13 protein-coding genes are annotated in these 15,432 nt (G+C 69.5%); 10 read left to right on the plus strand and 3 right to left on the minus strand.

Translation table 11 applies throughout. The features are described from left to right. Complete coding sequence (locus tag M3330_RS19325) at positions 1-1,665, minus strand: DEAD/DEAH box helicase (RefSeq protein ID WP_255025996.1); 1,665 nt, start codon at positions 1,663-1,665, stop codon at positions 1-3. 206 nt (positions 1,666-1,871) lie between these two features. Between M3330_RS19325 and M3330_RS19330 the strand changes: the two genes are divergently transcribed. Further along, entirely contained in the window at positions 1,872-2,576 is a 705-nt protein-coding gene (locus M3330_RS19330; RefSeq protein WP_006550243.1) for a ferritin-like fold-containing protein, read from the plus strand. A gap of 57 nt (positions 2,577-2,633) precedes the next feature. Further along, positions 2,634-2,864, plus strand: a complete 231-nt coding sequence (locus M3330_RS19335) for a DUF3107 domain-containing protein (RefSeq protein WP_006550244.1) — start codon at positions 2,634-2,636, stop codon at positions 2,862-2,864. A 92-nt stretch (positions 2,865-2,956) separates the two neighbouring features. Here M3330_RS19335 and M3330_RS19340 read toward each other — a convergent pair whose 3' ends face one another. Beyond that, a complete protein-coding gene (locus M3330_RS19340) occupies positions 2,957-3,613 on the minus strand; it encodes a TetR/AcrR family transcriptional regulator (RefSeq protein ID WP_006550245.1) in 657 nt (218 codons plus the stop codon). 266 nt (positions 3,614-3,879) lie between these two features. Between M3330_RS19340 and M3330_RS19345 the strand changes: the two genes are divergently transcribed. The 8 genes from M3330_RS19345 (at position 3,880) to M3330_RS19380 (ending at position 13,626) form a co-directional block, all read left to right on the plus strand. After that, positions 3,880-4,866 carry a DUF3152 domain-containing protein gene (locus M3330_RS19345; RefSeq protein WP_230826289.1) on the plus strand — a complete coding sequence of 329 codons (987 nt, stop codon included), beginning with the start codon at positions 3,880-3,882 and terminating at the stop codon, positions 4,864-4,866. An 89-nt stretch (positions 4,867-4,955) separates the two neighbouring features. Beyond that, the gene (gene moeZ / locus M3330_RS19350; RefSeq protein WP_051121492.1) at positions 4,956-6,188 is read left to right on the plus strand and encodes an adenylyltransferase/sulfurtransferase MoeZ; all 1,233 of its coding nucleotides are present in this window, start codon (positions 4,956-4,958) and stop codon (positions 6,186-6,188) included. Positions 6,189-6,263: 75 nt separating this feature from the next. Continuing rightward, entirely contained in the window at positions 6,264-7,118 is an 855-nt protein-coding gene (locus M3330_RS19355) for a TIGR02569 family protein (RefSeq protein WP_006550248.1), read from the plus strand. 122 nt (positions 7,119-7,240) lie between these two features. Further along, a complete protein-coding gene (locus tag M3330_RS19360; protein WP_255026001.1) occupies positions 7,241-8,695 on the plus strand; it encodes a NarK/NasA family nitrate transporter in 1,455 nt (484 codons plus the stop codon). Between the two features lie 29 nt (positions 8,696-8,724). Continuing rightward, positions 8,725-11,241 (plus strand): nitrite reductase large subunit NirB, encoded by a 2,517-nt coding sequence (nirB, locus tag M3330_RS19365; RefSeq protein WP_255026002.1) that lies wholly within the window; start codon positions 8,725-8,727, stop codon positions 11,239-11,241. Between the two features lie 89 nt (positions 11,242-11,330). Continuing rightward, complete coding sequence (gene nirD, locus M3330_RS19370; protein WP_145693150.1) at positions 11,331-11,765, plus strand: nitrite reductase small subunit NirD; 435 nt, start codon at positions 11,331-11,333, stop codon at positions 11,763-11,765. Beyond that, complete coding sequence (locus M3330_RS19375; protein ID WP_255026003.1) at positions 11,762-12,901, plus strand: uroporphyrinogen-III synthase; 1,140 nt, start codon at positions 11,762-11,764, stop codon at positions 12,899-12,901. Before nirD ends, M3330_RS19375 begins: the two co-directional genes overlap by 4 nt. Next, entirely contained in the window at positions 12,898-13,626 is a 729-nt protein-coding gene (locus M3330_RS19380; protein ID WP_024101478.1) for a sirohydrochlorin chelatase, read from the plus strand. The genes M3330_RS19375 and M3330_RS19380 overlap by 4 nt, the downstream gene beginning before the upstream one ends. 1 nt (position 13,627) lies before the next feature. Here M3330_RS19380 and M3330_RS19385 read toward each other — a convergent pair whose 3' ends face one another. Then, positions 13,628-15,364, minus strand: coding sequence for an NTP transferase domain-containing protein (locus M3330_RS19385; RefSeq protein WP_255026004.1), 1,737 nt, complete (start codon positions 15,362-15,364; stop codon positions 13,628-13,630). Positions 15,365-15,432: the final 68 nt, after the last annotated feature.

A 15,432-nucleotide genomic window follows, 5' to 3' on the forward strand; every position in this document is an offset into this window, starting at 1 on the left:
TTATCGGGCAGACGACGTCGAGACCGCTTCCACGTTCGACGTGCCCTGCTGCTCTGCGCGACCGGCCGGGCCCTCGCCCGAGCGGGTGCGACGGCGACGACGGCGACGACGTGCCGGAGCGGCCGCCCCGGTGTCCTCACCCGTCTCCGCTGCGGCAGGCTCGTTCTCGGCCTTCACCGAGTCGTCCGAACCGGTTGCGGCCACATCCGTTGCGGAGCCGTCGGCAGACTTTCCGCGGACGGTACGACGGCGGACCCGGTTGCGCTTCGGGCGGGATCCGCCCTCGCGCTCGACGCGCTCGCGCTTCTCACCGTTCTCCGAGGCGGCGGGAGCGGCCTTGCGGACGCGTCCGGTGGCGTCGGACGGGATGTTCAGCTCCTCGAACAGGTGCGGGGAGCTCGAGTAGGTTTCGATCGGATCCGGGATACCGAGATCGAGAGCCTTGTCGATGAGCTGCCAGCGCGGCACGTCGTCCCAGTCGACGAGGGTGATCGCGATACCGGTGCGTCCGGCGCGACCGGTACGGCCGATGCGGTGGACGTAGGTCTTCTCGTCCTCGGGGCACTGATAGTTGATGACGTGGGTGACGTCGTCGATGTCGATGCCGCGGGCGGCGACGTCCGTGGCGACGAGCACGTCGATCTTGCCGCTGCGGAACTTGTCGAGTGCCTTCTCACGCGCGATCTGACCGAGGTCGCCGTGCACCGCGCCGCACGCGAAACCGCGCTCGACGAGGTCGTCGGCCACCTTCTGCGCCGTGCGCTTGGTGCGGGTGAAGACCATGGTGGCGCCGCGACCCTCGGCCTGCAGTACGCGGGCGACGAGTTCGGCCTTGTCGAGTGCATGCGCCCGGTAGATGAACTGCTGGGTGCGCTCGTGCACGGCCGACGATTCGGCCTCCTCGGCCCGGATGTGCGTCGGGCGGTTCAGGAACGTGCGGGCGAGGGTGATGATCGGGCCGGGCATGGTGGCCGAGAACAGCATCGTCTGACGACGGTCGGGGACCATCGTGAGGATGCGCTCGATGTCGGGCAGGAAGCCGAGGTCGAGCATCTCGTCGGCTTCGTCCATGACGAGCACGCCGATCTTGCCCAGGATCAGATGGCCCTGGTTGGCGAGATCGAGCAGACGGCCGGGAGTACCGACGACGACGTCGACACCCTTCTTCAGTTCGTCGATCTGCTGCTCGTAGGGGCGCCCACCGTAGATTGACAGGACCTCGAGGCCCGACTTGCGGCTGCCGGGCAGGTACTTGGAAGCGTTCACGAGGTCGTTGGTGACCTGGATGCACAGCTCGCGGGTCGGGACGATCACGAGTGCACGGGGAGTGCCGTCGAGGGTGGTCGTGCCGGAGCCCTCGGTGGCGATGCGATGCAGGAGCGGAACGCCGAAGCCGAAGGTCTTGCCCATACCCGTACGGGCCTGCCCGATGAGGTCGTCGCCGGCGAGGGCCAGCGGCAGGGTGAGTTCCTGGATCGCGAAGGTGCGTTCGATGCCGACCTCGGCGAGGGCGCGGACGATCTCGTCGCGGACACCGAGTTCGCCGAAGGTGGGGGGTACGTGGGTGGAGTCGAGTTGTGCGGAGACGGTCGTTTCGCTCGCGTCGTCTTCGTGGTCGATGGTGATCTTGCTCAGGGGTCCGGCCTTCCTGGTCTCGGCACGCACGCACGAGGGGGAAAGGCGACCGGCCTGCACCTCAGCGCGAGCGGTTTCCACCAGGCTCGGCGAAGCGCGGCAGCGATCCGCAGTTCGGGTGCGCGCACATTATCTGGGAAGCTCGCGGGCCACGGTCGGCGGCTCGAAGCGCGGGCTTCCCGATCCATTGTACCGGTTCCGGCGCATTCCACGAGGTAGTACTACGCTTCGTCGTCATGGGAGCCGATACGCCGCAGTCCACCTCCGAGTCCGGCACGACGCCGGGCGGACCCGCAGTCCCCGCCGATCACCCCGGTGTCGCGGAGCTCTTCGCGTTGCTCGCGTACGGCGAGATCTCGGCGTTCTACCGGCTCGCCGAGGACGCACGGTTCTCCCCGTCCCTGCGCGGGCGGGTCGCCCTCGCAAGCATGGCAGCTGCGGAGATGAGCCATTTCGAGACGCTCCACACCGCGCTCACCGATCGTGGTGTGGAGATCTACGCGGCGATGGAGCCCTACCGCAAAGCCCTCGACGCCTACCACGCCTCGACCACTCCGTCGACGTGGCTCGAGGTTCTCGTGAAGGCATACGTCGGTGACAGGATCGCCGCAGATTTCTACTGTGAGATCGCCGACATGCTTGCTCCCGAGGTGTCCACGGTGGTCCGGGAGGTCCTCGCCGAGACCGGCCACTCGGAGTTCGTGGTGCATGAGGTCCGCGAGGTCGTCGAGCGCAGCCCGCTGCAGAAGGACCGTCTGATGCTGTGGGGACGCCGGCTGCTCGGCGAGGCCATCACCCAGGCGCAGTACGTCCTCGCGCAGAACGAGGAACTCGCCGAGCTGGTGATTCTCGCGTCCGGTGACCTGGCGAACATCGCCGCGCTGTTCGATCGCATGCAGGTCGAGCACGCCGAGCGGATGTCGGTGCTCGGACTGCATTAGCCTGGGGCTGATAGCAGTACCAGCTCGGTTTCAATGCATGAGAATCGGAGGTCCACCGTGGAGGTCAAGATCGGCGTCGCGGACAGCCCGCGCGAAGTTGTCGTCGTCAGCGACCAGACGCCCGACGAGGTGGAGAAGCTCGTCCGGGCCGCGTTGAACGGCGCCGACGACGGGGTGCTCGCCCTTGTCGACGAGAAGGGCCGCAAGGTTCTCGTGCAGGCCGCCAAGATCAGCTACGTGGACATCGGTCCTGCCACGCTGGGCAAGGTCGGCTTCGCCGCCAACTGAGAGCGACCGACGAGAACGGGCCGGGGCATGTCGCCCCGGCCCGTTCGTCGTTCTCGGCATGTGTCGTCAGCGACGACGGTGCTCATATGTCGTCAGCGACGACGGAGTTCCGGCTGCAGCGGCACGTGCTTCAGACCGCCCCAGGCCAGCGCGACCGTGGTATCCACGGCGTCCTCCTTGGGGATCGGGCGTGCGGCGTCGAGCCAGTAGCGTGCGGTGAACTGGCTCGTTCCCACCAGGCCGACCGCGAGGATGCGGGCCCGGTACGGATCGAGACCGGAGTCGTGGCTGACGAGGTCGAAGACGGCGTCGACGCACGCCTCGGTGGCCTGCTCCACTCGCCGCGACACCTGCGGTTCGCCCATCAGATCGGATTCGAAGACGAGCCGGAATCCCTGGCTGTCGTTGTCGACGAAATCGAAGAAGGCCTGCACTGCGGCGCGCACGCGCTGACGGTTGTCGGTGGTGGACCGCAGGGCCTGGCGTACGCCGTTGATGAGGGTGTCCACGTAGTTCTGGAGCACGGCGCAATACAGTTCGAGCTTGCCGGGGAAGTGCTGGTACAGGACGGGCTTGCTCACTCCGGCACACTCGGCGATCTCGTCCATGCCGGCCGAGTGGTAACCGCGTGTGACGAATACCTCGCTGGCAGCCTCGAGCAACTGGGCACGACGCTCGTCACGCGGCATCCGGGCGCCCCGTTTGCCGTTGGAACCCCGGCCGGATGCTCGTTCGGTGACGTCGGTCATGCTTACTCCCAATCTGCACTACTTCCGAACGTGGCCTGTACCACCTCGGCGCTCCTCGTCTCTGCACGTTACAGGTGAAGTCGCGTGTCGAACGGATCGGCCTACCGCCCAGTATCCGTTCCCGGTGCACGAATGGGGGCGCAGGTTCGGCGCTTCGGATATCGAAATGGTCTCGATATGACATCCTGACATCCGTGATCGAGCGTGGAGGAGTGCGCGAGAGCAGGGGCCCGCAGGGCTCCTCGCCGACAGATCCTTCCCCGACGCTGCCCGGTTCGTCCCGGTCGCGAGGAACGGAACGACCCGAGGCGGGTCGCCGGTCGCACCAGCCCCTGCGTGCCGTGTGGGACCCGGTGGGACGGCCGGACCGGCCGCCGCGCCGACCGCGACCCGAACGGGACGTCCGCAAGCAGACCCGCGTGGGCAGGTTCGTCGCCACCTACGGCTGGCGCGCCTACGCCGTTCCGATCCTCGCCGTCGTGACCCTGATCGTGCTGTGGGACGCCGCGCGTGGCGCCGGAGCGGAGGAGCCCGCCGACCAGACCGACGCGAGCGAGGTCACCGAGATCATCGTCGAGGCCCCGCAACCCGAGGGAACCTTCCCCGAGTCGCTCGAGTCCGGTGCGCTGCCGGAGGGCGGCCCGTTCACGGAGGTCGGTGCGCGGGAGTGGCGGGTCGTGCCCGGCACCACGGGTCAGGTCGGCGCGGGGCAGACCCGTGTGTTCACCTACACGGTGGAACTCGAGGAGGGCATCGACACCACCGGCTACGGCGGCGACGCGGCCTTCGCGTCGATGGTCGACCGGACCCTCGCCGACCCGCGCAGCTGGATCGGCGACGAGGCGGTCGCCTTCCGCCGGATCGACACCGGCGAGCCGGACTTCCGGATCTCCCTCACCTCGCAGATGACCATTCGCGAAGGATGCGGCTACGACATCCCGCTCGAGGGATCGTGCTTCAACCCCTCGATGGAGCGGGTGTTCCTCAACGAAGCGCGGTGGGTGCGCGGGGCCGTCGCCTTCCAGGGCGACATCGGGTCGTACCGCCAGTACGTCGTCAACCACGAGGTCGGCCACGCCATCGGCCTGGCGCAACACGATGCCTGCACCACCGACGGCGGCCTCGCGCCGATCATGATGCAGCAGACCTTCGGCACTGCCAACGACGACATCGCGCGCCTGGACCCGGGCGGCACGGTCCCCGCCGACGGGGCGCGGTGCCGGTTCAACCCGTGGCCGTACCCGCGGGCGTAGGCGCCGGTCGGGGTCGACGGGCCGGGCGGAGTCGACGGGCGAGGTGGGGGTCGACGGGCGGAATGGGGGTCGCAGCAGGGAATGGCACCATGGACGGTGACGCAGGACGCATCGCGACAGGAGAACCCGTGACCGCAACGACACCGTCGACGCGCCGATCCCTTCCGCCGTTGGTGGAACCCGGCCCGGAGCTCGGTCGCGAGGAGGTCGCGCGGTACAGCCGTCACCTGATCATCCCGAATGTCGGGGTCACCGGCCAGCGTCGCCTGAAGAACGCGCGGGTGCTGTGTATCGGCGCCGGCGGCCTGGGTTCGCCCGCCCTGCTGTATCTCGCGGCGGCGGGGGTCGGCACGATCGGCATCGTCGAGTTCGACGACGTGGAGACGTCCAACCTGCAGCGCCAGGTGATCCACGGCCGCTCCGACGTCGGACGGCCCAAGGCGGACAGTGCCCGCGACAGCATCCTGGCGATCAACGACGGTGTGACTGTGCGCCTGCACGAGACGCGCCTGGAGTCGAGCAATGCCGTGCAGCTGTTCGAGCAGTACGACCTCATCCTCGACGGCACCGACAACTTCGCGACCCGCTATCTCGTCAACGACGCCGCGGTCCTCGCGGGCAAGCCCTACGTGTGGGGATCGATCTTCCGTTTCGAGGGCCAGGTATCGGTGTTCTGGGAGGACGCCCCGGACGGACGCGGCCTGAACTACCGCGACCTCTACCCCGAGGCACCGCCACCGGGGATGGTTCCCTCCTGCGCGGAGGGCGGGGTACTCGGTGTCCTGCCCGGCACGATCGGCACCGTCATGGCGACCGAGGCGATCAAACTCGTCACCGGGATCGGCGAGCCGCTGCTCGGTCGCCTCCTGATCTACGACGCGCTCGCGATGTCGTTCCGGACGGTGACCCTGCGCCGGGATCCGGGACGGGTGCCCGTCACCGAACTCGTCGACTACGAGGCCTTCTGTGGGATCGTTCCCGATGCCGCCGCGTCGGCTCGCTCGGCCGTCACCCCCAGCGAGTTGCGCCGGATGCTCGACGAGGGCCGCGACATCGCGCTGATCGACGTGCGCGAACCCGTCGAGTGGGAGATCGTCCGCATCGACGGTGCCCGGCTCGTGCCGAAGGACCGCATCCTCTCCGGTGAGGTCCTCGCCGACCTGCCGCAGAACACGCCGATCGTGCTGTACTGCAAGACGGGAATCCGATCGGCCGAGGCGCTCGAAGTGCTTGTGCGAGCCGGATTCTCGGACGCGACACATCTGCACGGCGGGGTGATCGCGTGGGCGCAGCAGGTGGATCCCTCGCTACCGGTGTACTGACGGTGACCTCGTTGTGACCTGAAACAGCGGAGTGCCTTCCCGATCCGAGCGGTGTGCGGCGGTAGGTTGAGCTGCGTGAGCTCACTCGAACCGCCTCAGCACGTGTGCTCCACATTCGGTCTCCGCGACGTCGAACCGGTCCCGCTCGGGCCCGACTGGGACGGCGGTTTCCGGTGTGGAGACGTGGTGCTGTCCCGAGTCGCCGATCATGCTCGCGCGGCCTGGTCCGCCAAAGTGCGGGAGACCCTGACCGTCGACGGTGTGCGGCTGGCCCGTCCGGTGCGGTCCACCGACGGTCGCTACGTGGTCTCCGGATGGCGCGCCGACACCTACATCGTCGGTACGTCCGAGCCCAGGCACGACGAAGTGGTCTCGCTGTCGCTGCGGCTGCACACCGCCACCGCGCAGCTCGAACGTCCCCGTTTCCTCATGCAGCCTCCGGTCGCACCCTGGGAGGACGTCGACGTCTTCGTCGCGGCCGACCGCGCGGCCTGGGAAACCGTGCCCCTGCGCAGCGCCCGCGCGGCGGGTGCGCCCGAGACGGTGACCCCCGACGGCCGTAAGAGTCTCGACCTGATCAACCAGCTCGCGACCTTCCGCAAGCCCGTGCACCTGCCTGATCAACTCGTCCACGGCGACCTGTTCGGCACGGTCCTGTTCGCCGGGCGCGCGGCACCCGGGCTGACCGACATCACTCCCTATTGGCGTCCGGCCTCGTGGGCGGCCGCCGTCGCCGTCGTCGACGCACTGTCGTGGGGCGGTGCCGACGAAGGGCTCATCGGTCGCTGGGAGGATCTGCCGGAATGGCCGCAGATGCTGCTGCGCGCGGTCATCTTCCGGCTGGCCGTGCACGCGCTGCACCCGCGCTCGACCGAGGACGCCTTCCCGGGCCTGGCGCACACCGCCGACCTCGTGCGGTTCCTCCTGTAACACCTCACAGGGCGGCCGGGGCCGGGGTGAGCAACTCTTGACGCGACGGTCACCGCGGGCAGCACCGTAGCAACACCCGTTTCCTACCTTGGGGATCAACACGGACCCGAGGAGGAACGGCGATGACGACCTTCATCGAAAAGGAAAGTCTCAGAGACAAATTCGGACGCAAGCACAACATCGAGCGGTGGGACGCCGAGGATGTGGAGGCGTGGGAGGCCGGCGGCAAGCAGGTCGCCAAGCGCAACCTGATCTGGTCGGTGATCGCCGAGCACGTCGGCTTCTCCGTCTGGTCGATCTGGTCGGTGATGGTGCTGTTCATGCCCACCGAGGTGTACGGCATCGACGCCGCCGGTAAGTTCTTCCTGGTCGCCGTCCCCACACTCGTCGGCGCGATCCTCCGCATCCCCTACACCGTCGCCACCGCCCGTTTCGGTGGCCGCAACTGGACCATCTTCAGTGCCCTCGTACTGCTGATCCCCACCATCGGGGCGCTGTACCTGATGCTGAACCCGGGTCACTCCTACACGACGTTCATGCTGATCGCGGCACTTGCCGGTGTCGGCGGCGGCAACTTCGCGTCGTCGATGACCAACATCAACGCCTTCTACCCGCAGCGACTGAAGGGCTGGGCCCTCGGACTCAACGCCGGCGGCGGGAACATCGGTGTCCCGGCCGTTCAGCTGATCGGCCTGCTCGTCATCGCCACCGTCGGCAACACCGAGCCCTGGATCGTGTGCGCGGTCTACCTGGTCCTGTGCGCCGTCGCCGCGCTCGGTGCCGCCCTGTTCATGGACAACCTCCGTGATCAGAAGGCCGACCTGCGGGCCATGGGCGCCGCGCTGAAGTTCCGCGACTCGTGGATCATCTCCTTCCTCTACATCGGCACCTTCGGTTCGTTCATCGGCTTCAGCTTCGCCTTCGGTCAGGTCCTGCAGATCAACTTCCTCGCCGGCGGCGACACCCCCGCCCAGGCCGCACTGCACGCCGCGCAGATCGCCTTCATCGGCCCGCTCCTCGGATCCATCTCGCGCCCGCTCGGCGGAAAGCTCGCCGACCGCATCGGCGGCGGGAAGATCACCCTCTACACCTTCGTCGCGATGGCCCTGGCCGCCGCGGTGCTCATCGTCGCCGGCACCCTCGACGACCGCACCACCGGCGCCGCGACCGGCGGTGTGCTGACCGCCATGGTGCTCGGCTTCATCGCCCTGTTCCTGCTCTCCGGGCTCGGCAACGGCTCGGTCTACAAGATGATCCCGTCCATCTTCGAGGCCCGTGCGCAGGATCTCGACGAACTGGATCGCGACGAGAAGGCCGCCTGGTCGCGCAGCATGTCCGGTGCCCTCATCGGCTTCGCCGGTGCCATCGGCGGACTCGGCGGCGTGGGCATCAACCTCGTCTTCCGCGCCTCCTACGGCGGCGAGGCGCAGTCCGCGACGATGGCCTTCTGGGTCTTCGCGATCTTCTACCTCGTGTGCATCGCGGTGACCTGGTTCGTCTTCCTCCGCCGCCCGAACACCACCCCCACGAGCGAGCCGTCCACCGAGGCTCCCGCCCCGGCCCGCGTCGCAGTCTGACCGATCCCGGCACGAAGAAAGAGAACATCATGAGCCGCAAGAACGTCGTCGTCGTCGGACACGGAATGGTCGCCCACCGCTTCGTCGAAGCCCTTCGCGTCCGCGACGAGCAGAACAGCTGGTCGGTGACCGTGCTCGGCGAGGAGGCCGACGCCGCCTACGACCGCGTGGGACTGTCGTCCTACGTCGGAGCCTGGGACCGCAAGGAACTCGCCCTCGCCGGAAATGACTACGCAGCAGACGACCTCGTCGACCTGCGTGTCGGCACCCGCGCCGTGGGAATCGACCGCGCGGCCCGCACCGTCACCACCGCCGGCGGCGACGTTCTGCCCTACGACAGCCTCGTCCTCGCGACCGGCTCGTACCCCTTCGTGCCCCCCGTGCCCGGCCACGACCTGCCCGGCTGCTTCGTCTACCGCACGCTCGACGATCTCGACGGCATCCGCGCCGCCGCCGAACGCGCCAAGGCCGCCGGCCTCGCCGGCATCGTCATCGGTGGTGGCCTGCTCGGACTCGAGGCCGCCAACGCGCTGCGCCTGCTGGGCGTGACCCCGCACGTCGTCGAGTACAACAACCGGCTCATGCCCGCCCAGGTCGACGAGGGCGGCGGCCGTGTCCTCGACCGTCTCGTCACCGACCTCGGCCTCGTCACCCACACCGGTGTGGGCACCGAGAAGATCGAGGCCGGACCTGAGGCGCTCCAGGTGACCCTGTCCGACGGCTCCGTCCTCGAGGCCGGGCTCGTGATCTTCTCCGCCGGCATCCGTCCCCAGGACGAACTCGCCCGCGAGGCCGGACTCGAACTCGGCGGCCGCGGCGGTGTGCTCACCGACCGCACCTGTCGGAGCATCTCGGACGAGGCCGTCTACGCGATCGGTGAATGCGCGGCCGTCGAGGGCACCTGCTACGGACTCGTCGCCCCCGGCTACAGCACCGCCGAGGTCGTCGCCGACCGGCTCGTCGGCGGCACCGCCGAGTTCCCCGGCGCCGACCTGTCGACGAAGCTCAAGCTGCTCGGTGTGGACGTCGCGAGCTTCGGTGACGCCCACGCGACGACGCCCGGCGCCCTCGAGGTCGTGCTGTCCGACTCCGCGAAGGGCACCTACGCCAAGCTCGTCGTCTCCGACGACGCGAAGACCCTGCTCGGCGGCATCCTCGTCGGCGACGCCTCCGCCTACGGCAACCTGCGACCGCTCGTGGGCCGCGAACTGCCGGGTGATCCGGCCACGCTGATCTCCCCGGTGGGGGAGAAGCCGGGCGCCGGTGCGCTACCCGACGACGCCGAGGTGTGCTCGTGCAACGGTGTCACCAAGGGCGCGATCTGCGGAGCGATTTCCGAAGGTGCCTGCGACATCGCGCAGATCAAGTCGTGCACGAGCGCCGGCACCACCTGCGGCGGTTGCCTCCCGAGCATCAAGCAGCTGCTCGCCCAGTCGGGTGTGCAGATGTCGAAGGCCCTGTGCGAGCACTTCGAGCAGTCGCGCGCCGAGCTGTTCGAGATCGTCCAGGCCACCGGCATCCGCACCTTCTCCGCGCTCATCGCCCAGTACGGCACCGGACACGGTTGCGACATCTGCAAGCCGGTGGTCGCCTCGATCCTCGCGTCCACCGACTCCGACCACATCCTGCACCCGAAGCAGGCCGGTCTGCAGGACACGAACGACCACTTCCTCGCCAACATCCAGAAGAACGGCACCTACTCGGTCGTGCCGCGCATGCCCGGTGGCGAGTGCACCCCCGAGCAGCTCATCGTGATCGGTGAGGTGGCACGCGATTTCGGCCTCTACGTGAAGATGACCGGCGGTCAGCGCGTCGACCTGTTCGGCGCTCGCGTCGAACAGCTCCCGCAGATCTGGAAGCGTCTCGTCGACGCCGGCATGGAATCCGGACAGGCGTACGGCAAGTCGCTGCGCACCGTCAAGAGCTGTGTCGGCTCCACCTGGTGCCGCTACGGCGTGCAGGACTCGGTCGGGATGGCCGTCGCTCTCGAATTGCGTTACCGCGGACTGCGATCGCCCCACAAGCTCAAGATGGGGGTGTCGGGTTGCGCCCGTGAATGCGCCGAGGCCCGCGGCAAGGATGTCGGTGTCATTGCGACGGAGAACGGCTGGAACCTGTACGTGTGCGGCAACGGCGGCCAGTCGCCCAAACACGCACAGCTCCTCGCCGGCGGTCTCGACGACGAGACCCTCGTCCGCTACATCGACCGGTTCCTGATGTTCTACATCCGCACCGCCGACCGGCTCCAGCGCACCGCTCCGTGGCTCGACGCGCTCGAGGGCGGCCTCGAGCACCTCAAGGAGGTCGTGTGCGACGATGCCCTCGGTATCGCCGACGATCTCGAGGCCGCGATGGCCAAGCACGTCGAGGGCTACAAGGACGAGTGGGCCGGCGTACTCGAAGATCCGGAGAAGCTGGCGCGGTTCGTCTCGTTCGTCAACGCGCCCGAGCAGCCCGACCCCACCGTCCGCTTCGACGACAGCGGCCCGCGCAAGGTCCCCGTCCTCGTGGGTATGCCGGGCATCGGACCCGGAACCGGGGCGTGACGACCGCTTACCCCGAGGGAACGAGCGGGTAACGCGCTCGAAACACCCGGCACCCAAACTTCAGGACAGCAGTTTCAAGGAGGACAGCGATGACCGTCATCGAGACGCATACGGTAGGGGGATCGACGCGCGACAGCGTGTTCGACGGGCGGCTGGAATGGACCTCGGCCTGTCCGCTCAGCCATCTCATTCCGGGCCGCGGCGTGGCCGTGCTGCTGCGCGGCGGCGAGCAGGTGGCCCTGTTCCTGCTCGACGACGGAACCCTGCGCGCAGTGGGCAACTTCGATCCGTTCGGCCGCGCCGCGGTGATGTCCCGCGGCATCGTGGGCGACCGGGGCGGAGAGCCCACCGTGGCCTCGCCGCTGCTCAAGCAGGTCTTCTCCCTCGACGACGGCCGGTGCCTCGACGATCCGTCGGTGCGTCTGCCCGTCTACGAGGTGCGCGTGTGGGCGGGAGTCGTCCAGATCCACAGCCTCGTCCCGCGCGACCGGCGGCACGGGGATGCGACCGGAGAGGGTTCGTGAGCGACGACACCGCGCCGCTGCGGGGATTCACCATCGGCGTGACGGCAGCTCGGCGTGCCGACGAGTTCGCCACGCTCCTCACCAGGCGTGGGGCCGAGGTCGTGCACGCCCCCGCCATCCGCATCATCCCGCTGTCCGACGACGACGAGCTCGAGCGCGTCACCCGCTGCATCGTCGCGCAGCCCCCGGACATCACGATCGCCACCACGGCGATCGGATTCCGCGGGTGGATGGGTGCAGCGGAGGGCTGGGGACTGGCCGACGACCTCGCGCAGGCACTCGGCTCGAGCCGGATCCTCGCCCGTGGCCCGAAGGTCACGGGCGCGATCCGGGCCGCCGAACTCCGCGAGGAGTGGTCTCCTTCCTCGGAATCGTCCGCCGAGGTGCTCGAACTTCTGCTGAAGGAGGGGGTCGCCGGCCGCCGCATCGCGGTGCAGTTGCACGGCGAGCGCACCGAATGGGAGCCTGGGACCGACGTGTGCGATGCGCTGCGCGCTGCGGGCGCCGACGTCGTGCCCGTCCCGGTCTACCGATGGACGGCCCCCGAGGATCTCACCGCGCTCGACCGGATGATCGAGCAGATCGTCGAACGCGGACTCGACGCCGTGAGCTTCACCAGTGCACCGGCGGTCGCGTCGATGCTCATGCGGGCCAAGGAGACCGGCTGGCTCGAGCCGATGCTCCGGTCGCTGCGGACCGGCGTCACCGCGGTGTGCGTCGGTCCCGTCACCGCGGCACCGCTCACCGAACTCGACGTACCCGTCAGCATGCCCACCCGATCCCGGCTGGGCTCGCTGGCCCGGCACATCGCCGAGGAACTGCCCCGGCGGGCTGTGCGCATCGAGGCCGGCGGTCACGTACTCAGTCCGCGAGGGCGCTGCGTGATCGTCGACGGCACCGTGCGGTGCCTTCCCCCTACCGGGATGGCCCTGATGCGCACACTCGTCGCGCGCGCCGGTCTCGTCGTCTCCCGCGAGGAACTCCTCGCGGCCCTGCCCGGCGGTGGCGGCGACACTCACGCCGTCGAAACCGCGGTCGCCCGGGTGCGCTCGGCTCTCGGCGCACCGGCGATCGTGCAGACCGTCGTCAAGCGCGGCTACCGCCTCGCCGTCGACCCGGAAGGAATGCATCCATGACCGGTACACACGCCGACCCGGCGCTCCTGCTCGTTGCGCACGGCACCCGCAATCCGCGCGGTGTCGACATGATCGCGGCGCTCGCCGATGCCGTCTCCTCCCGCGTCGGCCCCACCCGTGTCGCCTTCGTCGACGTCCTCGGACCGTCGCCCTCGGAGGTCCTGCGCGACACCGGCCGTCCGACCGTGCTCGTCCCCGCCTTCCTCGCCTCCGGCTATCACGTGCACACCGACGTTCCGCGCGAGGTCGCGGCCGGCGGGAACGACGCGGTGACGATCACCCCCGCGCTCGGTCCCGATCCTGCTCTCGCCCGTGTCCTCGTCGAGCGGTTGCGGCAGGCCGGCTGGGTCGAGGGCGACGACGTCGTTCTCGCGGCGGCCGGCTCGTCCGACCCTCGCGCCCGCCACGACGTCCACGTGACGGCCCGCATGGTCTCGTCGCTCGTGCAGACCCCGGTGCGCGTCGGATGGATCGCCACCGGAGAACCGCGGGTCGCGACCGTCGTGGACGAGGTCCGCGCCGGCGGCGCACACCGGGTGTTCGTCGCGTCGTATCTTCTCGCCGACGGTCTGTTCCACCACCGCCTGGCGGAGGTCGGCGCCGACGGCGTCGCTGCGCCGATCGGTGTCGCCGAACCCGTCGTCGACCTCGTGGCCCGGCGCTACCGCTCCGCAGTCGACGCGTTGCGCCTCGCTCCCGTGGGAGCGGCTCGCCACCGCGCCTGAATCAGCGGGGGAGCGGCAGCAATTCGACGCGGTCGCCGTCCACCGCTCCCGGTGGCACCACGGCGATCGCGCTGCGCCCGATGAGGCCGGCGAGATGCGCGGTACGAATCATGTTGTCGCACAACCATCGTCCCTGCACGTCCTGGCGGGCGGGGAGCAACCGCGTGATGTCGCCGACGACCTCCGAGGCGTTCGCCAGGGGAGCGGTCACAGGAGTCGCCGGGGTGCGGAGGGTGCGGCCGTCGACGATCGCAGGCAGCAGCACCAGCAGCGTCGACACCGCCGCCACCGGATTCCCGGGCAGTCCCAGCACGGCACGGCCGTCCGGCAGCGTCGCCGCGACCTGTGATCCGCCGGGCTTGCACCGCACCCGTTCGACGACCACCTGCGCGCCGGCCCGCGCCAGCGCACCGCGCAACTGATCGGCGGCGCCACCGCCCGTCGCGCCCACGATGACGATCGCATCGGCATCGGTGCCCGTGAACAACGCATCGAATCCGTCGGCGGTGTCGCGGAGATGCCCTTCACCGACCACCGTGGCGCCGCACCAGCGGACGAAGTCCGGGAGTACCGGACCCAGCGAGTCGCGCGTCTGCCCCTCGCGCAGAGGGCCGGTGCGTCGGATCTCGTCGCCGGTGAGCACTATATGCACCCGTAGAGGACCTCGCACCCGGAGTTCGGTGACCTCACCGCTGGCGGCCGCGGAGGCGACCGCCGGGCTCACGGCGGTGCCGGCCTCGGCGAGGACCGTCCCCGACTCCCAGTCCTCCCCGCGGCGCCGCGCGTCGTCGCGCACGGGCGCATCGGGCAGTCGACTGACGAGACCGCCTTCCATGCGGACGAACTCGTCGCGCACGACGGCGGTCGCGCCGGCCGGCAGGTGGGCGCCCGTCGCAATCCGGGCCGCTTCCCCGTCGCCGAGCGTGAGCGAGCCTCCGTCGCCCGCGTAGCGGATCTCGTTGCGCAACAACCACGGTCCGTCGCCCGCCACCGCGTAACCGTCCATCGCAGAGGTGCGGACGCGAGGCAACGCCTCCACCGCGACGAGCGGAGCCGCCAATGTGGCGCCCCGCGCCTCCTCGACCGGAACGGTGCGGGAAGGCAACGGCGACAACGCTTCCCGTAGGATTCTCCGCGCCCGGTCCGGATCGGCGGCCACACGGGCGGTCGCGGATCCGGCGCGCGCCGCCTCCAGATCGGCAGGGGTGTCGCAGTCGGTCGCCTCGGACACCGAGACGGTGACGTACCGCTCGGGCAACAACGCCTTCATGGGCCGGTTCGCGACGTCTCCACCGAGAGAGTCCAGACGCGCGGCCAGCGCCGGTGTCCGCCACGCGGCGAGCAGGAACTGCACCCGGCCGGTGTCGTCCACCGCGAAGGCGGCCTCGGCCGTCGCATCCTCGTTCAGGGCCTCCAGCAGGGCCGCAACCGTCGTCGGTGTGACGAACGGAAGGTCGGCGGCGAGAGTGACCACGAGATCGGCGACCGGATCCGCCGCTGCCAGCGCCGCGACCGGACCCGCGCCGGGCGGTGTCTCCTGGATCTGCAGCACGTGGAGGTCGAGATCGTCGCGGTGCGGACCCACCACCGTCACCCGCGCGCACCCCTCGACCGCGCCCAGGGCGGTGTCGAGCATCCTGCGGCCGCCGACGGTCAGAGCGGGCTTGTCGACGCCTCCCATGCGGGTCGCGCGGCCTCCCGCGACGATCACGGCTTCGACGTGGGTGAGCGTGCTCATGTCTTCATGCTGCCTCATCCGCCGCGCTCGTGATCGTCTGTACTCGCCGTGTCCGGTACCGATCGCAC

Origin of the sequence: Rhodococcus sp. GA1, from assembly GCF_024321955.1 — a bacterium.
In the GTDB taxonomy this organism is placed as follows: Bacteria; Actinomycetota; Actinomycetes; order Mycobacteriales; family Mycobacteriaceae; genus Rhodococcus; species Rhodococcus pyridinivorans.